At 62.6% G+C, this 21,872-nt stretch carries 18 protein-coding genes and 1 pseudogene; 10 read left to right on the top strand and 9 right to left on the bottom strand.

Annotated features, from left to right (window positions below; genetic code table 11):
• Window positions 1-105 precede the first annotated feature (105 nt).
• Window positions 106-780 carry an RraA family protein gene (locus tag QCBJ_RS09430; protein WP_102060651.1) on the top strand — a complete coding sequence of 225 codons (675 nt, stop codon included), beginning with the start codon at window positions 106-108 and terminating at the stop codon, window positions 778-780.
• A complete protein-coding gene (locus QCBJ_RS09425; RefSeq protein ID WP_102060650.1) occupies window positions 777-1,997 on the top strand; it encodes an MFS transporter in 1,221 nt (406 codons plus the stop codon). Before QCBJ_RS09430 ends, QCBJ_RS09425 begins: the two co-directional genes overlap by 4 nt.
• Window positions 1,998-2,027: 30 nt before the next feature.
• Here the strand turns inward: QCBJ_RS09425 and QCBJ_RS09420 are convergent, their stop codons facing one another.
• Window positions 2,028-3,071, bottom strand: coding sequence for an LLM class flavin-dependent oxidoreductase (locus QCBJ_RS09420; protein WP_064052580.1), 1,044 nt, complete (start codon window positions 3,069-3,071; stop codon window positions 2,028-2,030).
• 188 nt (window positions 3,072-3,259) lie between these two features.
• On the opposite strand from QCBJ_RS09420, the pseudogene QCBJ_RS30685 reads away from it, so the two are divergent.
• Together QCBJ_RS30685 and QCBJ_RS30680 are read left to right on the top strand one after the other, a co-directional pair.
• Window positions 3,260-4,348: pseudogene (locus tag QCBJ_RS30685) on the top strand (cache domain-containing protein); the annotation flags it as partial.
• A gap of 90 nt (window positions 4,349-4,438) precedes the next feature.
• Window positions 4,439-5,206: a methyl-accepting chemotaxis protein gene (locus QCBJ_RS30680; protein WP_371916663.1), complete on the top strand. Its 768-nt coding sequence runs from the start codon at window positions 4,439-4,441 to the stop codon at window positions 5,204-5,206.
• A 281-nt stretch (window positions 5,207-5,487) separates the two neighbouring features.
• Here QCBJ_RS30680 and QCBJ_RS09410 read toward each other — a convergent pair whose 3' ends face one another.
• Window positions 5,488-5,973, bottom strand: a complete 486-nt coding sequence (locus QCBJ_RS09410; RefSeq protein WP_012723540.1) for a flavin reductase family protein — start codon at window positions 5,971-5,973, stop codon at window positions 5,488-5,490.
• Window positions 5,974-6,294: 321 nt separating this feature from the next.
• On the opposite strand from QCBJ_RS09410, the gene QCBJ_RS09405 reads away from it, so the two are divergent.
• A complete protein-coding gene (locus tag QCBJ_RS09405) occupies window positions 6,295-7,701 on the top strand; it encodes a cytosine permease (RefSeq protein ID WP_102060648.1) in 1,407 nt (468 codons plus the stop codon).
• Here the strand turns inward: QCBJ_RS09405 and QCBJ_RS09400 are convergent.
• From QCBJ_RS09400 to QCBJ_RS09370, 7 genes are all read right to left on the bottom strand, one after another.
• On the bottom strand, window positions 7,689-8,255 hold the full coding sequence (locus tag QCBJ_RS09400) for a sarcosine oxidase subunit gamma (RefSeq protein WP_012723542.1): 567 nt from the start codon (window positions 8,253-8,255) through the stop codon (window positions 7,689-7,691). The two genes, QCBJ_RS09405 and QCBJ_RS09400, sit on opposite strands and share 13 nt — an antisense overlap.
• 3 nt (window positions 8,256-8,258) lie before the next feature.
• Window positions 8,259-11,156 (bottom strand): 2Fe-2S iron-sulfur cluster-binding protein, encoded by a 2,898-nt coding sequence (locus QCBJ_RS09395; RefSeq protein ID WP_102060647.1) that lies wholly within the window; start codon window positions 11,154-11,156, stop codon window positions 8,259-8,261.
• Entirely contained in the window at window positions 11,153-11,452 is a 300-nt protein-coding gene (locus QCBJ_RS09390; RefSeq protein ID WP_012723544.1) for a sarcosine oxidase subunit delta, read from the bottom strand. The genes QCBJ_RS09395 and QCBJ_RS09390 overlap by 4 nt, the downstream gene beginning before the upstream one ends.
• Window positions 11,453-11,465: 13 nt before the next feature.
• Window positions 11,466-12,707 (bottom strand): FAD-dependent oxidoreductase, encoded by a 1,242-nt coding sequence (locus QCBJ_RS09385; protein WP_093546961.1) that lies wholly within the window; start codon window positions 12,705-12,707, stop codon window positions 11,466-11,468.
• Complete coding sequence (gene folD, locus QCBJ_RS09380; RefSeq protein ID WP_012723546.1) at window positions 12,689-13,594, bottom strand: bifunctional methylenetetrahydrofolate dehydrogenase/methenyltetrahydrofolate cyclohydrolase FolD; 906 nt, start codon at window positions 13,592-13,594, stop codon at window positions 12,689-12,691. Before folD ends, QCBJ_RS09385 begins: the two co-directional genes overlap by 19 nt.
• Entirely contained in the window at window positions 13,591-14,457 is an 867-nt protein-coding gene (gene purU / locus QCBJ_RS09375; RefSeq protein ID WP_064052586.1) for a formyltetrahydrofolate deformylase, read from the bottom strand. Before purU ends, folD begins: the two co-directional genes overlap by 4 nt.
• A 421-nt stretch (window positions 14,458-14,878) precedes the next feature.
• Window positions 14,879-15,478 carry a helix-turn-helix domain-containing protein gene (locus tag QCBJ_RS09370; RefSeq protein WP_027603577.1) on the bottom strand — a complete coding sequence of 200 codons (600 nt, stop codon included), beginning with the start codon at window positions 15,476-15,478 and terminating at the stop codon, window positions 14,879-14,881.
• Between the two features lie 282 nt (window positions 15,479-15,760).
• Between QCBJ_RS09370 and glnT the strand changes: the two genes are divergently transcribed.
• The 5 genes from glnT (at window position 15,761) to QCBJ_RS09345 (ending at window position 21,556) form a co-directional block, all read left to right on the top strand.
• The gene (gene glnT / locus QCBJ_RS09365; protein ID WP_012723549.1) at window positions 15,761-17,095 is read left to right on the top strand and encodes a type III glutamate--ammonia ligase; all 1,335 of its coding nucleotides are present in this window, start codon (window positions 15,761-15,763) and stop codon (window positions 17,093-17,095) included.
• 22 nt (window positions 17,096-17,117) lie between these two features.
• Window positions 17,118-18,026, top strand: coding sequence for a glutamine amidotransferase family protein (locus tag QCBJ_RS09360; protein ID WP_012723550.1), 909 nt, complete (start codon window positions 17,118-17,120; stop codon window positions 18,024-18,026).
• Between the two features lie 11 nt (window positions 18,027-18,037).
• Window positions 18,038-18,712 carry a protein glxC gene (locus tag QCBJ_RS09355; RefSeq protein WP_102060646.1) on the top strand — a complete coding sequence of 225 codons (675 nt, stop codon included), beginning with the start codon at window positions 18,038-18,040 and terminating at the stop codon, window positions 18,710-18,712.
• Between the two features lie 14 nt (window positions 18,713-18,726).
• Entirely contained in the window at window positions 18,727-20,049 is a 1,323-nt protein-coding gene (locus QCBJ_RS09350; protein WP_012723552.1) for an FMN-binding glutamate synthase family protein, read from the top strand.
• A gap of 181 nt (window positions 20,050-20,230) precedes the next feature.
• Window positions 20,231-21,556: an ammonium transporter gene (locus QCBJ_RS09345; protein ID WP_043205169.1), complete on the top strand. Its 1,326-nt coding sequence runs from the start codon at window positions 20,231-20,233 to the stop codon at window positions 21,554-21,556.
• Window positions 21,557-21,872: the final 316 nt, after the last annotated feature.

The following is a 21,872-nucleotide window of genomic DNA, read 5'->3' as shown; positions in this document are numbered from 1 at the left end:
GGCTGCGAAGGGTGTCTTGTCAGTTTTAAAAGGTGGTGTTAATTTTGAAATATCGTTTCATTTTGAACAAATAACACTTAATAAAAACCACCAGAGGAATGCCCCATGTCCATCGGATTCAGAGTGCTCAAGCAGCAACGCAAGGTCGCTGCCGAGTGGGTCGAGCGTTACCGCACCGTGCCGGTCGCCAACATCAGCGATTCGATGAATCGGATGACCGCCGGTGGCGCCAGCCTGCAGCCGATGCACCACAAGGGCGTACTGGTGGGGCCAGCGCTGACCGTCAAGGCGCGCCCCGGCGACAACCTGATGCTGCATCACGCGCTGGATATCGCGCAGCCCGGTGACGTGATCGTGGTGGATGCCGGCGGTGACCTGAGCAACGCGCTCATCGGCGAAATGATGGTGGCGTACGCGATCAAGAAGGGCGTGGCCGGCATTGTGATCAACGGCGCGATTCGCGATGCGGCGAGCATCGGCGCCGGTGACTTTCCGGTGTTCGCCGCCGGTATCACCCATCGCGGCCCTTACAAGGATGGTCCGGGCGAGGTCAATGTACCGATTGCGCTCGGTGGCATGGTCATCGAGCCCGGAGACCTGGTGATCGGTGATGAAGACGGCTTGCTCTGCGTGCCTTTCGATCAGGTCGGCGAGGTGTATGATCGCGCCTACGCCAAGCATGCCGCTGAACAGAAGCAGCTTGAACAGATCGCGCTGGGCGAGAACGACCGCACCTGGGTCCTGAAATCGCTCACACAAAAGGGCTGCGAGTTTATTTGAATCCTGCTTCCCCCTCCCGCTGGCCGGCGCCTGTACGCGCGCTGCGCCATCGCAATTTCCAGATCTACTTCGTCGGCCAGGGCCTCTCCACCCTCGGCAAGTGGGTGCAACAGGTCGCGCTGTCGTGGCTGGCCTACCACCTGACGGGCTCGGCCGTGCTGCTGGGGGCGATTGCGTTTCTGACGCTGTTGCCGCAGTTGCTGGTGGGCCCGCTGGCGGGGGCCTGGTCGGACCGCCACGACAAGCGCCGCCTGCTGATGGCCGTGCAGGCCACGCTGGCCCTGCAATCCCTGGCCTTGGCCGTGCTCACGTGGCAGCAGTGGATGGGCCGCGAAGTGATCATCGCCATGGCGCTGTTGCTGGGGTTGCTCAACGCCCTGGAAACGCCGCTGCGCCAAGCCTTGATCGCCAGTTTTGTCGACGATCCCAAAGACCTGCCCAACGCCCTTGTGCTCAATGCGATGCTGATCAATGCCGCACGTTTTATCGGCCCGCCGTTGGCCGGTTTGCTGATCAACTGGAGCGGCGAGGCTGGTTGCTTCCTGCTGACGTCCATCGCCTTCGGCATGTTGCTGATTGGCCTGGGCAAGGTGCAAAGCCGGGCGCAGGCCAGGGCCCAAGGTTCCACGGCGCAAATTTTCCGCGAAGGTTTGCACTACCTTTGGAGCACGCTGGCAATCCGGCGGCTGCTGATCAGTGTGGTGATGGTCAACCTGTTGGCCTCCTGCTACACGGTGCTGCTGCCGATTCTGGCCAAGCACGTGTTCAGCGGCGATGCGCAAACCCTCGGCTGGTTATGGGGCGCGGCGGGTGCCGGTGCGTTTGTGGCCACGATTTTCCTGGCGTTCGCCGGCAGTCACTCGCGGCTCAGCCGCATCATCGTGCTGGGTACGTTGGTGTGTGCGATGTCGCTATGTGCGGTGGCCGCCAACCCGCCGTTGGGGTTCACCCTGGCGGCGCTCGCCGGGCTGGGGTTCGGGATTACGGTCAGTAATGTCAGCAGCAACATGACCCTGCAAAGCGCCGCGCCGGAAACGCTGCGGGGCAGGGTGATCGCGTTTTACATCGCCATGCGTTTCGGCTTTGAAGCCATCGGCGGGTTGTTGGCCGGCCTGTTGGCGGCGGCGCTGAGCGTGCAATGGACATTGCTGCTGGCGGGGAGCTTGTTGGGGGGTTATCAGTTGGTCAGTTGGCACTTGGGCCGCAGGCGTGGTTGAAAGCAACCAGTGGCCTGCGGCTGGGCTGACTCAACGAAACGCCGGCACCACCTGCTCGATAAACAGCGCCAGCGACTTCTTCTTCTCGGCATGGGGCAGGCTGTTGTCGCACCAGAAGCTGAACTCATCCACCCCCAGTTCCTGGTAGTAGCGGATGCGCGGGATGATTTCTTCGGCGGTGCCGATCATCGCGGTCTTGTGCAGGCTGTCCAGTTCGAACTCCGGGCGGGCGGCGAATTTTTCTTCCGGGCTCGGCGCCAGGAAGCCATTCACCGGCACCTCTTTATTGCCGAACCAGGCATCGAAGGTGCGATAGAACTTCGAGATCGCCTTGGCCCCGACTTTCCAGCCGTCCGGATCATCGGCGGCATGCACGTGCGTGTGGCGCAGCACCATCAGTTGCGGGCGTGGTACGCCGGGGTTGTTGTCGAGGGCGGCCTGGAATTTGTTTTTCAGGTCGAGGACTTCTTCGTCACCCTTCATCAGCGGCGTGACCATCACGTTGCAGCCGTTGGCCACCGCGAAGTTATGCGAGTCCGGGTCGCGGGCGGCGATCCACATCGGCGGGTTGGGCTGCTGGATCGGCTTGGGCACGCTGGTGGAAGTGGGGAATTTCCAGATGTCGCCGTCGTGGGCGTAGTCGCCTTTCCACAACGCACGCACCACCGGCACCATCTCGCGCAGCGCCTGGCCGCCGCTGGAGGCGGGCATGCCGCCGGCCATGCGGTCGAATTCGACTTGGTAAGCACCACGGGCCAGGCCGACTTCCATGCGCCCGTTGCTGATCACGTCGAGCAAGGCGCATTCACCCGCCACCCGCAACGGGTGCCAGAACGGCGCGATGATGGTGCCGGCGCCCAGGTGAATGGTAGTGGTCTTGGCCGCGAGGTAAGCCAGCAGCGGCATCGGGCTCGGCGAGATGGTGTATTCCATGGCGTGGTGTTCGCCAATCCATACGGTACTGAAACCGCCGGCCTCGGCCATCAGGGTCAGTTCGGTCAAGTCTTCGAACAACTGCCGGTGGCTGACACTTTCGTCCCAACGTTCCATGTGTACGAACAGGGAAAACTTCATGACGCTTACCTCGGATCTATTGTGATCGGCCTGTCGGCTGCGGGCCCTTAAGTACTCTCGCCACGTTGAAGCATGCCAGTGATGACGGCTGTTCGGCGGATTGATTGTTGGTATACCATAATACGGAATATCCGCAAAACTTTTCTCTCCAACGGTCGCACCGTCACCTCACAAGGAAAGCGAGCTAGATGAACATAAAACAAAAACTGATCCTGGCCTTTGCGGTGATCGCCAGCCTGCCGGTAGTGCTGGTGGCTGTGCTGATCATCCTCAATGTGCGTCATGAGGCACGGGATGGCTTTATCGACAGCAGCGGGCGCGAGATCCGCCAGGTCGACAACGCGATGCAGTTGTTTTTCGAAGGCATCAGCCAGAACGTCAGCTACCTGGCCGCGCACCCGCAACTGCAGAGTATCAAGGGTGATGTGAAACGCTACCTGGCCAGCGATGCCGCGCAAGTCGCACCCGGCGAGCGCGACGAGCAGGTGTTCAAGCTGTTCGAAGGCTTGGCCCAGAGTCATTCGGCCTACACCTACCTGTCCCTGGGCACCGAGGACGGCGGTTATGTGTTCTGGCCCGGCGACCCCAAGCTGGCCAGCTACGATCCGCGCACACGCCCCTGGTACAAGACCGCCATGGCCCAGCCGGGCAAGACCCTGCGCACCGAGGCCTATTACTGGGCTGCCGACGATGTGGTGCTGGTCAGCACCGTGCAAAGTTTCAACGACCGCCAGGGCAAGGTGAGCGGGGTGGTCAACATCGACGTGTCCCTCAAGCAACTGACCGACCTGGTCAAGCAGATCAGGCTGGGCGAAAGCGGCTACCTGATGCTGATGGAAGCCAACAACACGGTGCTGGTGGACCCGAATGACCCGTCCCATAATTTCAAGCCTCTCGGCCAACTGGGCGATGGCTATCGTCAGTTGAGCGAAGCCGACCAGGGCCTGGTGCAGGTCGAGCTGGCGGGTGAGCGCTATATGGCGCTGGTGTGGCCGTCCAAGGCCTTGGGCTGGCGGTTTGTCGGGTTGATGCGCGAGAGTGAAGTGATGGCCGGCGCGGCGCGCCTGACCTGGCTGATTGCAGCCATCGCGCTGGTGTGTGGTGTGCTGTTTGCGGTGGCGGGGGCCTGGTTTGCCGGGCTGATCGTCAAGCCGATTCGCGGCGTGGCGAGCGGCCTGGAAGGCATCGCCCAAGGTGAAGGTGACTTGACCGCGCGCCTGGAAGTGAAGGGGCGTGACGAGACGGCGCAACTGGCCGGCTGGTTCAACCAGTTCCTCGAAGCGATCCGCACGCTGATCCAGCGCATCGGGCAGGCGGCCGGGCAGATCCACAGCAGCTCCGGGAGTGCCACCGAAGTCTCGGTGGAAATGGCCGAAGTCGCCGAGCGACAGCGCGAAGCGGTGGATATGGTCTCGACGGCGTTTCATGAAATGGTTGCCACCTCCAACGAAGTCGCGCGCTCCTGCAGCCAGGCTGCCGACTCGGCCGACAACGGCCAGCGCCAGGCCCACACCGGGCAGCAACAGATCGACGCGGCGGTGAGCAGTGTCGGGCGCTTGAGTGTAGAGATCGGCCAATCCGCCCAGGCCATGGAGCAATTGGAAAAAGACAGCAATGACATCCAGTCGATCCTCGGCACCATCCGCTCCATTGCCGAGCAGACCAACCTGCTGGCCCTGAACGCCGCCATCGAAGCCGCGCGGGCCGGCGAGCAGGGCCGCGGTTTTGCGGTAGTGGCGGACGAGGTGCGCGCGCTGGCCAAGCGCACCTCGGACTCCACCGGTGAAATCGACGGGCTGCTCGGCAACCTGGCGCGCCGCACTCATCAGATGGGCAAGCAGATGCATGCGAGCCTGGAGGTGTCCCAGGAAACGGTGGTGTCGATCAACGACGCACGGGCCAGCTTTGGCCTGATCCGTGAGTCGGTCGACGTGATCCGCGACATGAACACGCAAATCGCCACCGCCGCCGAAGAGCAGCACCAGGTGGCCGAAGACATCAATCGGCATATCAGCCAGATTCATGGGGATGCGCAATTAGTGGCAAGCTTGGCCGACTCTACACGCCAGGATGCGCAGCAATTGACGGCGTTGTCGCAGACGTTGAATCAGCTGGTCAGCCGCTTTCGAACCTGATTGATACCGCAGCCCTTTGGGGGACGTTCGAATGAGGGAGCGGGCAAGCCCTACTACCAGTCAGTTAAGAAGCAGCAAGAGCGAAAAGTAACCTGTGGCGAGGGAGCTTGCTCCCGTTGGACTGCGTAGCAGTCCCAGTTGTTTTAAACAAAGAGCTGGGGCCGCTTCGCGGCCCAACGGGAGCAAGCTCCCTCGCCACAGGTACAGTGTTTGCCTTAACTGACTGGCATTAGGGCAAGCCTCACATTTGATCTTCGGTGTTTTCAGAACGGTGTCGGGGATCAGGCCGGCAGTGGCAGGGCGCCCATCTTGCCGTGGCAATACACCAGTGGCCCGGCGTTCTGCCGGGGCACGATCAGGTTCTTCACCGCGCCGACCATGATCGCGTGGTCGCCGCCTTCATATTCGCGCCACAACTCGCACTCGATCACCGCCGTGGCATTGGCCAGGATCGGGTTGCCCAACTCACTGAGCGTCCATTCGATGCCCTGGGCCTTGTCCTTGCCTTTGCGCGCAAAGGCATAGGCTTCGGTTTGCTGCCCACCGGAAAGCACATGAATGGCAAAGCGCTTGTTCTTGATCAACACCGGGTACGAGTCGGAGCTGTAGTTGGGGCAGAACAGCACCAGGGCCGGGTCCATGGACAGTGAACTGAAGGCACTGGCGGTCAACCCGACGATTTGCCCCTCGTCATCGAGCGTGGTGATCACGGTGACACCGGACGGAAACGAACCCATCACTTGTTTGTAGATAGCGGCATCGATCATGGGACGGTCCTCTGCGGTAAAGCGGTTTTTATGAGTTTGTAGGTCTGATGGTATACCGTAATACAGTCGATGCAACCGCTTTTTCAATCGCCCGATGAACGTCAATTCTCGGGTTTATCACCCATAAATACGGGGGCTATGGCGGGAAATAACGGGGTGCGCTGTGGCACACTTGCGGATCAGATGCGCGCTAAGACTACGGATCAGTCTTGTGAAAATGTTGGAATACCATAATATGGTGTTCATCTGAGGGGCGGCCAAAGAGCTCCCCCGGTTTGGCGTCAAACAACTATAAGATCAGACAAACGCGAGTTCATTTCCATGCCCCAGATGTCCCGGCAAGACCCCCTGATCGAGCATCACACGGTCGATTACGTCCCCCTCGCAGAGCGCCATGGAAAGGCCCGCGACCTGTTCACCTTATGGTTCAGCACCAACATCGCGCCGCTGCCGATCGTCACGGGCGCCATGGTGGCCCAGGTGTTCCATCTCAATCTGGCGTGGGGGCTGCTGGCGATTGCCCTCGGGCACCTGCTCGGCGGCATCGTGATTGCCCTCGCATCGGCCCAAGGCCCGCGCATGGGCATCCCGCAGATGGTGCAGAGCCGTGGCCAGTTCGGCCGTTACGGCGCGCTGCTGATTGTGTTCTTCGCCGCGCTGATCTACATCGGTTTTTTCATCTCCAATATCGTCCTGGCCGGCAAGTCCATCGTCGGCATCGTGCCGTCGGTGCCGGTGCCGGCGAGCATCCTGATCGGCGCCCTCAGCGCCACCGCCATCGGCGTGATCGGCTATCGCTTTATCCATACCCTCAACCGCATCGGCACCTGGGTGATGGGCAGTGCTTTGCTGGCCGGTTTTATCTACATTTTTGCCCATGACCTGCCGGCAGATTTCCTTACCCGTGGCGGCTTCAACGCAGCTGGCTGGTTGGCTACCGTGTCGCTGGGGGTGATCTGGCAGATCAGCTTTTCGCCCTACACCAGTGACTACTCGCGCTACCTGCCGGCGGACATTGGCATCACCCGGCCGTTTCTCGCCACCTACCTGGGCGCGACCCTCGGCACCATCCTGTCCTTCGCCTTTGGCCTGGTCGCTGCACTGGCCACGCCCGAAGGCACCGAAGCCATGGTCGCGGTCAAGCACGCCACCGGCTGGCTGGGGCCGATCCTGATGGTGCTGTTCCTGCTCAATATCATCAGCCACAACGCCCTGAATCTGTACGGCGCGGTGCTGTCGATCATCACCTCGGTCCAGACCTTCGCCAGCCACTGGACCCCCAGCATCAAGGTGCGCGTGGCGCTGTCGGGCGTGATCCTGGCCGGTTGCTGCGTGGTGGCGTTGGGCGCGTCGGCGGACTTCATCTCGCAATTTATCGGCCTGATCCTCGCGCTGTTGCTGGTGTTGGTGCCGTGGGCGTCAATCAACCTGATCGACTTCTACGTCATCAAGCGCGGGGTCTATGACATTGCCTCGATCTTCCAGGCCGATGGCGGGGTGTATGGGCGTTTCAACCTGCATGCGATCGTGGCGTACTTCATCGGCATCATCGTGCAACTGCCGTTTGCCAATACGTCGCTGTATGTGGGGCCGTGGGCCAACCTGGTGGAAGGCGCGGACTTGTCGTGGCTGGTGGGGTTGGTGGTGACGTGCCCGTTGTATTACTGCCTGGCGACACGTCAACACACCCAAAAGGTCAGGGCGGCGCGGTTGGGCTACACCGACTGACCCACCCCGCCGAACTCCTCCAGCGCATCCCGCAACGCGCCCTCGAAGTATGCCTTCGAGGCGCGATCCCAGAGGATATGAAACGCCGGCAGCTCCCCACTGCCTGTGTGGATGACAATCGCATTGACCCGCGCCACCGAGGTCTGCGCCACCATCCCCGGCTTGAAGGCCGGAAAACTGAGATCCACCCCGCACAGCTTCGCCATCACCTGCGCAATCACCTCCCCGCTGAGCCGCACACAGGCATGGCTGTCCTGGCGTGGCAGCAGGTAGTTGGCGCGGTGGTCCAGTTCCCAACGCGCTTCTTCATCGGCAATCCGTTGCCCCTGATCCTGCGGGCTGCCCAGCACCAGGTATTCGTTCTGCGACAGGCGCGCCACCCAACTGCCGTCCGCTTGCGCGCAGGCTTGGTTGGGCCCGCCCGGCAACGTGAAGCCGCGCGCCGTGAGGTACTCGGCGCTTTGTGCGCCGCGAAAGCCGACCCGGGGCAGGTCGGTCTGGTCCTGCAGTTGGCAGGGCGGCGTGAACAATTCGTGGGCCTTCAGACTGGTCATGGCTTAACCCTCCTGGCGTTGGTTAGTGGGGTCGAAGAACGGCAGTTGCACCACCTCGGCCTGGACGACGATGCCGCCTTCGACGCGAATCGGAATGCGCTGCCCCGGTGTGCTTTGGTCGATCCCGGCGTAGGCCAGCCCGATGATGCGGCCCAGGCTGGTGGAGTATTCGCAGGAGGTGACGTTGCCGCTGATGTCCGCGCCGTTGAGCACCAGGTGGCCTTCCAGCGGTTGCACACTGCCCTTGGGCAGGCTGAAGCCCACCAGTTTGCGTTTCAGCGGCTGGGCTTCGAGGATGTCCACCGAGCGGCGGCCGACGAAGAACGGCTTGGTGCGGCTGACTGCCCAGCCCATGTCGATTTCCGCCGGGTGGGTCATGCCATCGGTGTCCTGGCTGATGATCACGTGGCCTTTTTCCAGGCGCAGCAGGCGTTGGGTTTCCACGCCGAAGGGGCGAATGTCAAAGGCCTTGCCGGCCGTCATCAACGCGTCCCACAACGCCAGGCCGTGGCGTGCCGGTACGTGGATTTCATAGCCCAGTTCGCCGACGAAACCCACCCGCAGCAGGCGTGCCTTGATCCCGGCCACCGTACCCTGGCGCACGCCCAGGTAGGGGAAGCCTTCGGCACTGAGGTCGAGATCGCTGCATACCTGTTCCAGCACCTTGCGCGAATCCGGCCCGGCCACGTTCACCGCACAGATCGCGGCGGTGACGTTGGTCACGTCCACGTCCAGGCGCCACTGCGCGTTCCACTTGAGCATCTGCTGGTAAATACGATCGACGCCGCTGGTGGTGGCGGTGACGTAGAAGTGGTTGTCGGCCAGCCGCGCGCACACGCCGTCGTCGATCACCACGCCGTGTTCGTTGGTCATCAGCGCATAACGCGAACGGCCCACCGGCTGCTTGAGGAACGCGAAGGTGTAGAGGCGGTTAAGCAATTCGGCGGCGTCCGGGCCGCGCACGTCGAGGCCGCCGAGTGTGGACACATCGATCAGCCCGACCTTGTTGCGCACGTGCAGCGCTTCGGCCTGCATGCACGCTTCGCGGTCCTGGGCCTTGCCGTAATAGGCCGGGCGCTGCCAGATACCGGCGGGCATCATCTTCGCCCCGGCTTGCACATGGCGCGCGTGCATCGGCGTTTGGCGGTAGGGGTCGAAGGCGCGTCCGGCGACATGCGCGAGTTTCTCCGCCACGAACGGCGGCCGTGCGGTGGTGACCCCGGTTTCGCTGATAGTACGCTGGGTCGCCCAGGCCACCAGCCGTGCGGTCGGCAGCGCTGAGTGGCGCCCCTGGGACGGGCCCATGCCGACCGTGGAATAACGCTTCACCAACTGCACATCGCGGTAGCCAATGCGGGTGGCGTTGACGATGTCCGCCACCTGCAGGTCTTCGTCGAAGTCGACGAAATCCTTGCCCTTGGGGTGCGGGAAGATCGGCCAGGGGAAGTTGACCTGGGCTTCTGGGCGCAGCGCTGCGTGCGGGCTGGTGCTGTTCAATCCGAGGGCGAGCAGGCTGCCGGCGGCGGCGTTGGTCGCATCCGCCAGCACATTGTCCAGTTGATGCCGACCGTTTACGGAGCCGGCCACGCCCAGATTGCGCGGCAGGCCACTGAGGCTGAACTCTGCCCGCGAGTCTTCATAGGCCAGCTTGCCACCGGCCTGGCACAGCAACTGATAGACCGGCATATAACCGGCCGACATGCACAGCAGGTCGCAGTCGATCACTTGCCCGCTGGCGCTGACCTGGCCCTGGCCAGTGATCTGGCGCACGTCGACGCCCTTCACATGGCGCAGGCCTTTTTCATGCAGGGCCTCGAACACCGTACTGTTGCTCAGGCACGCGATCTTGCGCTGGGCCAGGGCACTCGGCAGGGCTTTGTCCGCCGGGGCGTGACGCAGGTCGATCACGGCGGCCACGTCCACGCCCTGGTCATGCAGGTCGAGGGCGGCCAGGTAGCCGTCATCGTTGCCGGTAAGCACCACCGCGCGCTTGCCGGGCTTGACCGCATACAGCTTCATCAGGCGTTGCGCCGCGCTGGTGAGCATCACCCCCGGCAGGTCATTGTTGCGGAAGACCACCGGTTGGTCGAACGAACCGCTGCACACCAGGCACTGCTGCGCGCGCACTTTGTACAGGCGCTTGCCCTGGATCACCGGCAGGTAGTTGTCGGTGAACCAGGCATTGCAGGTGGCGTCGGTGAGTACCTGGATATTCGGGTGTTGCTGCACCGCGCCCAGCAACTCGCGGCGCAAGGTGTCGGCGCGGGTGCCGGCAATATCGAAGCGCGCGTAGGTCAGCGACCCGCCGAGGATCGGTTGCTGCTCGATCAGCAGCACCTTGGCGCCGGCATTCGCGGCGGTCAGCGCGGCCTGCAAGCCAGCGGGGCCGGCGCCGATCACGGCGAGGTCGGTAAACAGGTAGGCCTTGTCGTAGTACTCGGGTTGGAACGTCAGGTCGAGCACGCCCAGGCCGGCCTTTTTGCGAATGATCGGCTCCCAGACTTTCCACATGCCCTTGGGCTTGTAGAACGAACGGTAGTAGAAGCCCACCGGCATGAACTTGGAGAACTTGCCCAGGTAGGCGTCCTTGTCGTTGTCCAGCGAGCCGTTGACGTTCTGCGCCGTCACCGCCAAGCCGGCGGACAGCGCGTGGGCGTCGGCTAATACGTTGGGTTCGCGAGGCAGTTGCACCAGGCTGTTGGCGTCCTGGCCGGCCATGGTCAACGGGCCGCGTGGGCGGTGGTATTTGAACGAGCGCGACATCAGGAAGCGCCCGTTGGCGAGCAGGGCGCTGGCGATGCTGTCGCCCTGCAAACCTTGGTAGGGCAGGCCGTCGAAGCTGAAGTCGAGTGGCTGGTCACGCTGGATCAGCAGGCCCATGGGGGCGGGGAGGCGGTTCATCCGGCGATCTCCTTGGCGGTGGTGAAGTCGACGCGGGTGGTGAACACTTCGCGCGGATCGAAGGTGCGCACGATCTCGTCGGTGACCGTGTGGCGCTCGGCGAGGAACCAGTAGCTGGACGGTGTGTGCATCCACCATTCGCGCACCACGCCGGCAAGGTTATCGGTGTTGAACACGTAGTCGGCCCATTCGGCATCGCTGCAGGTCAGCGGGTCGGGCATCGGTTTGAATTCACCGCCGTAGGTGAACTCGCTGATATTGCGCGGCCCGTTGAGCGGGCAAATCATGATTTTCATCGTCTGCTCTCCGTCAGTGGCTGGCCGCTGTGGCGCCCATTTCGTTGACTTGCTGGAAGGTCGAAAAGCGCTCGAGACCGAAGGGTTTGATCAAGTCCGGCACCTTGCCGCCGCTGGCGACCAGCTCGGCCATGGTCTTGCCGCAGATCGGCGTGGCCTTGAAGCCCCAGGTGCCCCAGCCGGCGTCGAGGTAGTAATTCTTCACCGGCGACAGGCCCATGATCGGGCTGTAGTCGGGGGTCATGTCGGTGATCCCGGCCCACTGGCGCATCAACTTGGCGTTGGCCAGGAACGGGAACATCTCGATGGCATGGGCCAGCAGGCTTTCCTTGAGGTCCAGGGTCGAGCGCGTGTTGAACAGCGGGTACGGGTCGGAACCGCCACCGAACACCACTTCGCCACGGCTGGTTTGTTGCACGTAGCAGTGCAGCGCCGAGGAACTTACCAGCGGATCGAGGAACGGCTTGAACGGCTGGGTGACCATGGCCTGCAGCGGGAACGTCTGGATCGGCGAGCGGATGCCGGCCTTGGCCATCAGCAGCGAGCTGTGCCCGGCAATCGCCTGCACCGCGCAACCACACTTGATGGTGCCGCGATTGGTTTTCACCGCGGTGATGGCGCCGTTTTCGATGATCAGGTCCTGCACTTCGGTAAGCTGGTGGATTTCCACGCCGCGCTTGGCCGCCTGCTTGGCGTAGCCCCAGGCCACGGCATCGTGGCGCGCGGTGGCGCCGTCGATATGCCAGAGCCCGGCGATCACTGGCAGGTGGCCGGGGTCGAGGTTAAGGCTGGGCACCAGCTCGCGGATCTGCTGGCGATCGATCATCTCGGTACGCCCGCCGAAGTGCTTGTTGACCTCGGCGCGCTGGCGGAACGAACGCACGGTGGCGTCGGTGTGGGCCAGGGTCAGTTGGCCGCGCTCGGAGTACATGATGTTGAAATCGAATTCGTTGGACAGCGACTGGAACATCTTCACCGACTCGGCGTAGAAACGAACGCCTTCGCTGGTGAGGTAGTTGGAGCGGATCACCGCCGTATTGCGCGCGGTATTGCCGCCGCCCAGGTAGGCCTTTTCCAGCACCGCGATATTGGTGATGCCGTGGTACTTGGCCAGGTAGTAGGCCGTCGCCAGGCCATGGCCACCGGCGCCGATGATCACCACGTCGTAACTCGACTTGAGAGCCTTGGGCGGTGGCAGGTCCACCTCCACCGGGTACTCGGAACTCAGCCCGTATTTCAATAGATTGAATGGCATACGGCCTCCGATTGGCTGCGTAGGGCGTGGTGTTGCGCCTGGGCGGCGGCCACGGTGTTTTTCATCAGGAAGGCAATGGTCATCGGCCCGACACCGCCGGGCACCGGGGTGATGGCGGCAACATGGGGCAGGGCGCTGTCGAAGTCGACATCACCCACCAGGCGGCTGCGGCCGTCGTCGTCGATGCGGTTGATACCGACATCGATCACCACTGCGCCGGGTTTCAACCAGCTCGCGTCAATCAAGCGAGCGCGGCCCACGGCAGCGATCACAATATCGGCCTGGCGGCACAGGGCCTGGGCGTCGTGGCTGCGTGAGTGCAGCACGGTCACCGAGCAATCCGCCTTGAGCAGCAGCGCGGCCATGGGCTTGCCAACGATGTTCGAACGGCCGATCACTACCGCGTGCTTCCCGCGCAGGTCGCCGCAGGTGTGTTCCAGCAGGTACAGGCAACCGCTCGGCGTGCACGGCGTGAGCACCGCGCGCCCCTGGCTGAGGCCGCCGACGTTCTGGCTGTGAAAACCGTCGACGTCCTTGTCCGGCGCGATGGCCTCCAGGGCGCGCAGTTCGTCCATCTGCGCCGGCAACGGCAATTGCAGGAGGATGCCGTGGATCGCCGGGTCGGCATTTAATTGGCCGATCAGGATCAACAATTGTTCGGTGCTGGTATCGCTGGGCAGGCGATGCTCCACGGAGCGGATGCCCACCTCTTCGGCGCGCAGGATCTTGTTGCGCACATACACCTGGCTGGCCGGGTCGTTGCCCACCAGGATCACCGCCAGCGCCGGTTGAATAGCCTGCCCATGCAGGCGCGCCACGTCTTCGCGCACTTGCAGCAGCACCCGTGCGGCGGCGGCTTTGCCGTCGATCAGTTTATGCGCGTTCACCGGAACACCACCGTTCTGTCCTGATTGAGGAAGACCCGGTGCTCCAGGTGGTACTTGACCGCCTTGGACAGGGCCACGGTTTCGGTGTCGCGACCGATGGCGACCAGGTCGTCAGGCTTGTACACGTGGTCGACGCGCTGCACTTCCTGCTCGATGATCGGGCCCTCATCCAGGTCGCTGGTCACGTAGTGCGCGGTGGCACCGATCAACTTCACGCCGCGTTGATAAGCCTGGTGATAGGGCTTGGCACCCTTGAAACCGGGCAGGAACGAATGGTGGATATTGATCGCCCGCCCCGACAGTTGCCGGCACAGGTCGTCGGAGAGGATCTGCATGTAGCGCGCCAACACCACCAGTTCGGTGCGGGTGTCGTCGACGATCTTCATCAACTCGGCTTCCTGCGCGGCCTTGTTGTCCTTGGACACCGGCAGGTAGATAAAGCGAATGCCCTCGCGCTCGGCCATCGGCCGCAGATCGAGGTGGTTGGAGACGATGGCGGTGAGGGTCATGTCCATCTCGCCCTTGTGGTATCGGTAGAGCAGGTCGGTGAGGCAGTGGTCGAACTTGCTCACCATCAGCATCACGCGCATCGGCTCGCGGGTGTCGTGCAGCTCCCACTGCATGTCGAAGGCCTGGGCGACATCGGCGAAGCCGTCTCTGATCTCTTGCAGGTTGCCCGCATGGCCATCGTTGAAGCGGAACACTGCACGCATGAAGAAGCGGCCGCTGAAGTCATCGTCGAACTGCGCCATCTCCCCGATGTAGCACGCCTTGTCCGCCAGGTAAGTGGTGACGGCAGCGACAATGCCGGACACCGCGGGACAAGTGACCTTGATGATGAAATGGTTTTTTTCGTGTTGCATGACACGTCCTCGGGATGATGGCGGCAGCTCATCGCATAGCGAAAAAATGTCTGAGGACAGCAGGCTCATTCCTTGAGCGCGTTTTCTTGTGGGGAATAAAATATTCCTGAAGTGGCTTTATAGGGGAATGAGGGCGGGGCGTCTAGGGGTTTTGGGAAAGATTTTTAACTGGTGGGAATTTTTTTGCGGGGGCGACGGGAAGGTCGAATGCGATCAAAGGTTGGCGCTGGCTTGCCTGCGATGATCACAGGTCTCTGCAAAACTGTAGTGAGCGGGCTTGCCCCGCGCTGGGCGGCGAAGCCGCCCCCATAAAGACATCGCCGAGTTCCAGATAAGACCAAGTCGCCTGGTTTGGGGCGGCTTCGCCGCCCAGCGCGGGGCAAGCCCGCTCACTACAAGGTGCTCATGCGCCGTTCGTGCATCACTCTTTGTCGTTGCCGTAGTTCATGATCGACAACAACCGAATCGGCACCCGCACCAACTCCTCGGGCCCATGGGGAATCTCGCCCTCAAATGTCAGGCTGTCCCCGGCCTCCATGCGATACAACTGGTTGCCGTGGCGATAAATCAGCTCCCCTTCAAGCAGGTGCAGAAACTCGGTCCCTGGGTGCGCAAACGTAGGAAACTCCTCACTGGCGTCATCCATGCTGACCATGTACGCCTCGAAGCTCTTCTTCGGCCCGCGCGTATGGTTGAGCAGGTGATAGGTATGCCCCTTCTCCGTCCCCCGGCGCACCACTTCCATGCCTTGGTCGGCCTTGACCAGCAAGGCGCTGCCATCCTGCTGGTCGTATTCGCTGAATAATTTCGAGAGCGGCAGCCCGAGCACGTCGCACAGGCGGCTCAACGTATCGAGGCTGGTAGAGACCTGGGCGTTCTCGATCTTGCTCAACATGCCCTGGCTGATATCGGCAATTTTTGCCACGTCAGATAACTTCAGGTCCTGGGCCTGGCGCTGGCGTTTGATCTGCAGCCCCAGGTATTGCTCGAGCTTGAGGCGCGGGGCGGTTTCGGTGGACATGATCATCGGCTCCTGCACGGTTTCCGTTCAGTAATATTATTTTTGCACTGGGAAAGTGCAAAGTCTGGCGCTTAAAGGCCACCCCGCTGTACGTATTCCTGCAGGGAAAAGAATTTTCCCATATATACAGCACAAAAGCGCTTTCACCGGCACATCAAACAGCCGTCCGCGAATCTGGCAAGGGTATTGCATTCCTGCAGGGAAACTAACTTTCTTTTTAGGAATAAAAAGACAGCCTAGGCCCACCCACACGGTTTTGCCTTTCGCGAGGAGTGACACGCAATGTTGCCAGCAGAAACCCAGCGCATCATCGACAAGCACGGGATCAAGTACGTGCTTGCGCAGTTTGTGGATATACACGGTGCGGCCAAGACCAAGTCGGTGCCCATCTGCGGGCTCAAGACGGTGGCCGAAGAGGGCGCGGGGTTTGCAGGGTTTGCCATCAGCGGCATGGGCATGGAGCCCCACGGTCCGGACTTCATGGCGCGCGGCGATCTGTCGACATTGACCCCGGTACCCTGGCAGCCAGGTTATGGGCGTGTGGTGTGTGTCGGCCATGTCGACGGCAAACCCCACCCCTACGACAGCCGCTACGTGTTGCAGCAACAAGTGCAGCGCCTGCAGGACAAGGGCTGGACGCTGAACACCGGCCTCGAACCCGAGTTCAACCTGATGCGCCGTGACGAGCAGGGCACGTTGCAATTGGTCGACCCCAGCGACAACCTCGACAAGCCTTGCTACGACTACAAGGGCCTGTCGCGTTCGCGGGTGTTCCTCGAGCGCCTGACCGAAGCCTTGCAGGCGGTGGATTTCGAGGTCTATCAAATCGACCACGAAGACGCCAACGGCCAGTTCGAGATCAACTACACCTACAGCGACGCCCTGACGTCCGCCGACCGTTTCACCTTCTTCCGCATGGCCGCCGGCGAGATCGCCAATGACCTGGGCATGATCTGCTCCTTCATGCCCAAGCCCGACCCGAAACGCGCCGGCAATGGCATGCACTTTCACCTGTCGATCAGCAGCGCCGAGAACAAAAACCTGTTCCATGACGCCAGCGACCCGAGCGGCATGGGCTTGTCGACACTTGCCTATCACTTCGCCGCCGGCTTGCTTGCCCATGGCCCGGCGCTGTGTGCGTTCGCCGCGCCCACGGTCAACTCGTACAAGCGCCTGGTAGTCGGCAACTCGTTGTCCGGCGCCACCTGGGCCCCGGCCTTTATCGCGTTTGGCGCCAACAACCGCTCGGCCATGGTGCGCGTGCCGTACGGTCGCCTGGAATTTCGCCTGCCGGATGCCGGCTGCAACCCCTATCTGGTCAGCGCCGCGATCATCGCCGCGGGCCTGGACGGTATCGATCGCCAGCTGGAAATCGACCACGTCTGCAACGAAAACCTCTACAGCCTGAGCCTCGAGCAGATCGCCGAGCGCGGCATCAAGACCCTGCCGCAATCCCTCAAGGAAGCCTGCGACGCACTGGAAGCCGACGCGCTGTTCGCCGAAGTGCTTGGCCCGCAGATCGTGGGCGAGTTCATCAAGCTCAAGCGCATGGAGTGGGTGGAGTACAGCCGCCATGTGAGCGACTGGGAAATCCAGCGCTATACCGAATTTTTCTGACACCGTGTGACGGAGACTTGTTATGTGTGGAATCGTAGGCCTGTACCTGAAGAATCCGCAGCTGGAACCCCAGCTCGGCAAGCTGTTTGAACCCATGCTGCAAGCCATGACCGACCGTGGCCCGGACAGCGCCGGTTTCGCCATCTACGGCGATGAAGTCGCCGATGGCTGGGTCAAGCTGACCCTGCAAGCCACCACCGAAGCCTTCGACTGGAAAGGCTTGATGGGCGAGCTGGAAGGGCGCCTCGGCTGTTCCCTGGATTGGTTCCAGAACGCCAGCGCCGCTGTACTTAAGATCCACGCCGACGAAGCCCCGGTACGCCTGGCCCTGGCCGAACTGGCGCCGAGCGTGCGCATCATGAGCGCCGGGCAGAGTATCGAGATCCTCAAGGGCATGGGGCTGCCGCAGGAGATTTCCCAGCGCTTCGGCCTGGCAAACATGCAGGGCAGCCACATCATCGGCCATACGCGCATGGCCACGGAAAGCGCGGTGACCATGGAAGGCAGCCACCCTTTTTCCACCGGCGCCGACCTGTGCCTGGTGCACAACGGCTCGCTGTCCAACCACTTCCGCCTGCGCCAGGAACTCAAGCGCGAAGGCATCCACTTCGAAACCGACAACGACACCGAAGTCGCCGCCGGCTACCTGACCTGGCGCCTGCAACAGGGTGATTCGCTCAAAGAGGCGCTGGACCATTCCCTGGAAGACCTCGACGGCTTCTTCACCTTCGCCATCGGCACGCGCAACGGCTTTGCGGTGATCCGCGACCCGATTGCGTGCAAGCCGGCGATCCTCGCCGAGACCGACGACTACGTCGCCATGGCCTCCGAGTACCAGGCGCTGTCGAGCCTGCCGGGCATCGAGAATGCGCGGATCTGGGAGCCGGCACCGGCCACGTTGTACATCTGGGAACGCGAGTCAGCAGCTTAAGGAGCGCACACATGAAAACCATCGATCTTTCCACCGCCACCGTGCGTGACCTCAACCAGGCGTTGCACGCCCAGGCCATCGACAACGAGTGGCGCGTGACCCATTCCAACGGCAAGCACAACCTCGCCGTGGGCGTGAACCAGGCCGTGTCTATCGATATCGAGGGCCACGTCGGTTATTACTGCGCAGGCATGAACCAACAGGCCTCGATCACCGTGCACGGCAATGTCGGCGTGGGCTGCGCCGAGAACATGATGTCCGGCTCGGTGCGCGTCAAAGGCAGCGCGTCCCAGGCGGCCGGGGCCACCGCCCATGGCGGTCTGCTGGTGATCGAGGGCGACGCGGGCGCGCGTTGCGGGATTTCCATGAAGGGCATCGACATCGTCGTCGGCGGCAGCATCGGCCATATGAGCTGCTTCATGGGCCAGGCCGGACGTCTGGTGGTGTGCGGCGACGCCGGCGATGCGCTGGGCGATTCGCTCTACGAAACCCACATCTACGTGAAAGGCACGGTGGAGTCCCTGGGCTCGGACTGCGTCGAAAAAGAGATGCGCAGCGAACACCTGCACGAGCTGCAGGAACTGCTCGACCGCGCCGGTTTCGCCCACCAGGCGGCAGATTTCAAGCGCTACGGCTCGGCCCGTCAACTCTACAACTTCAAAGTCGATAACGCCTCCGCGTACTGATCAGGAGCTCCACCATGACTGAACAAACCCCTCCGGTCCTGCGCGAGTCGGCCACCTTCGACCGCCTGACCATCCAGGAAATCCAGCGTGCCGCCGAAACGGGCATCTACGATATTCGCGGCGGCGGCACCAAGCGCAAGCTGCCGCACTTCGATGACTTGCTGCTGCTCGGCGCCAGCGTGTCGCGCTACCCGCTGGAAGGCTATCGCGAGAAGTGCGGCACCGATGTGATCCTCGGCAATCGCTTCGCCAAGAAGCCTATCCACCTGAAGATCCCGGTGACCATCGCTGGCATGAGTTTCGGTGCGCTGTCGGCCAACGCCAAGGAAGCCCTGGGCCGTGGCGCGACCATCGCCGGCACCAGCACCACCACCGGTGACGGCGGCATGACCCCGGAGGAGCGCGGCCAGTCCCAGCACCTGGTGTATCAGTACCTGCCGTCGCGCTACGGCATGAACCCGGATGATCTGCGCAAGGCCGACGCCATCGAGATCGTCCTCGGCCAGGGCGCCAAGCCCGGCGGTGGCGGCATGCTGCTCGGCATGAAAGTCACCGAGCGTGTGGCCGGCATGCGCACTTTGCCCATCGGCGTGGACCAGCGCAGCGCCTGTCGCCACCCGGACTGGACCGGCCCCGATGACCTGGCGATCAAGATTGCCGAGCTGCGTGAAATCACCGATTGGGAAAAACCGATCTACGTGAAAATCGGCGCGAGCCGGCCGTATTACGACGTGAAGCTGGCGGTCAAGGCCGGCGCCGATGTGATCGTGCTCGACGGCATGCAAGGCGGCACCGCCGCGACGCAGGAAGTGTTTATCGAGCATGTGGGCATTCCGATTTTGTCGGCCATCCCGCAAGCGGTACAGGCTTTGCAAGAGATGGGCATGCACCGCAAGGTCCAGTTGATCGTGTCGGGCGGGATTCGTAATGGTGCCGATGTGGCCAAGGCCATGGCGATGGGCGCGGACGCGGTGGCCATCGGCACGGCGGCGCTGATTGCCCTGGGCGACAACCACCCACGGCTGGACGCGGAACTGAAAAAGATCGGCTCGGCCGCCGGCTTCTACGACGACTGGCAGAACGGCCGCGATCCGGCGGGCATCACCACTCAGGACCCGGAGCTGTCCAAGCGCCTCGACCCGGTGGAAGGCGGGCGGCGGTTGGCCAACTACCTGCGGGTGATGGTGCTGGAGGCACAGACCATGGCGCGTGCGTGCGGCAAATCGCACCTGCACAACCTCGACCCCGAGGACTTGGTGGCGCTGACCGTGGAGTCGGCCGCCATGGCCCGGGTACCGCTGGCGGGGACCCGTTGGGTGCCGGGCTCCGGTTACTAGCGGACCCCTGTAGTGAGCGGGCTTGCCCCGCGCTGGGTGGCGAAGCCGCCCTTAAACCAACCGCCGCATTTCTACCTCAATGAATGCGGCGGCTTTATTGGGGCGGCTTCGCCACCCAGCGCGGGGCAAGCCCGCTCACTACAACCAGGTACTTCCCATTTCTTTTGCAGGAGCTTTGAACATGGTCAATCGTCTTCTTGGCAAATCCCTCTTCGGTTTATTAGTGGCCGGTGCCTTTGCACCCTTGGCGTACGCCGCTGATGCACCCACCTTGAACACCGGCAGCACCGCCTGGATGGTCACCGCCGCCGTGCTGGTGCTGTTCATGTGCTTGCCGGGGCTTGCGCTGTTCTACGGCGGCCTCGTCCGTGCGAAAAACATGCTTTCGCTGTTCACCCAGTGCTTCGGCATCGCCGGGTTGGTGGGCGTGCTGTGGGTGATCTACGGCTACAGCATGGTGGTCGACACCACCGGCATGGTCGAAGGGCAGGTGACCTTCAACAGTTTTGTCGGCGGCCTCAGTCGCGCCTTCCTGGCGGGCATGACCCCGGAAAGCCTGGTGGGGGATATTCCGGAAGGGGTGTTCGTGACCTTCCAGATGACGTTCGCCATCATCACCCCGGCCCTGATCGCCGGCGCCTTTGCCGAACGCATGAAGTTCTCGGCGGCGCTGCTGTTCATGGCCATCTGGTTCACCCTGGTCTATGCCCCGGTGGCGCATATGGTCTGGGGCGGTTCGGGGGCCTTGATGCATAACTGGGGCGTGCTTGATTTTGCCGGCGGTACCGCCGTGCACATCAATGCCGGTGTAGCCGCGCTGGCCGCGTGCCTGATCCTCGGCAAGCGCAAGGGCTACCAGAACACGCCAATGCCTGCGCATAACCTCAGCCTGACCATGGCCGGCGCGGCGATGCTCTGGGTCGGCTGGTTCGGCTTCAATATCGGCTCCGGTGGCGGTCTCAGCGGCACCTCGGGCATCGTCATGCTCAACACTCAATTGGGCGCCTGCGCCGGGATTCTTGGCTGGATGTTCACCGAGTGGTTCAAGGTCGGCAAGCCGAGTGCCTTGGGGCTGGCCAGTGGTGCATTGGCCGGGTTGGTGGGAATTACACCGGCGTGCGCCTATGTGGGCGTCGGCGGTGCGTTGGCCATCGGCTTGCTGTGCGGGGTGTTCTGTTATTTGAGCGTGACGGTGTTGAAGCGGCGCTTCGGCTACGACGACAGCCTCGACGTGTTCGGCTTGCACGGCATCGGCGGCATGATCGGCGCGGTGTTGACCGGTGTGTTCTGCGTACCGTCCATGGGGGGCCTGGTGGAAGGTGTGACCATGGGGGGGCAGGTGGTTGCCCAGCTTAAGGGGGTGCTGCTGACCACGGTGTACTGCTTTGTGATCAGTTGGATCATCCTCAAGGTGGTCAATGCCCTGGTCGGGTTGCGTGCCCATGAGTCGGTGGAGGAGATGGGGCTGGACCTGGCCGAGCATAATGAGCGGGCCTACAACCACTGATCATTTTCCCGCCGGCGGCCTGACAGCCGAGCGGCATCTAACGGTTAGGCCGCGATCCAAATGTGGGAGGGGGCTTGCCCCCGATAGCGGTGTGTCAGTCGATTCATCAGGTGACTGATTCAGCGCCATCGCGGCCTCGGTATCTACACCACTCTGGGTATGGCGCTGGACCTGTGGCGAGGGAGCTTGCTCCCGCCGGCGGTCTGACAGCCGAGCGGCATCTAACGGTTAGACCGCGATGCAAATGTGGGAGGGGGCTTGCCCCCGATAGCGGTGTGTCAGTCGATTCATCAGGTGACTGATTCAGCGCCATCGA

It is taken from the genome of Pseudomonas sp. QC2, assembly GCF_002859085.1.
GTDB classification, from domain to species: Bacteria; Pseudomonadota; Gammaproteobacteria; order Pseudomonadales; family Pseudomonadaceae; genus Aquipseudomonas; species Aquipseudomonas petroselini.
The sequence above is the reverse complement of the archived record's forward strand: the minus strand, read 5'-3'. Positions and strand labels throughout refer to the sequence as shown.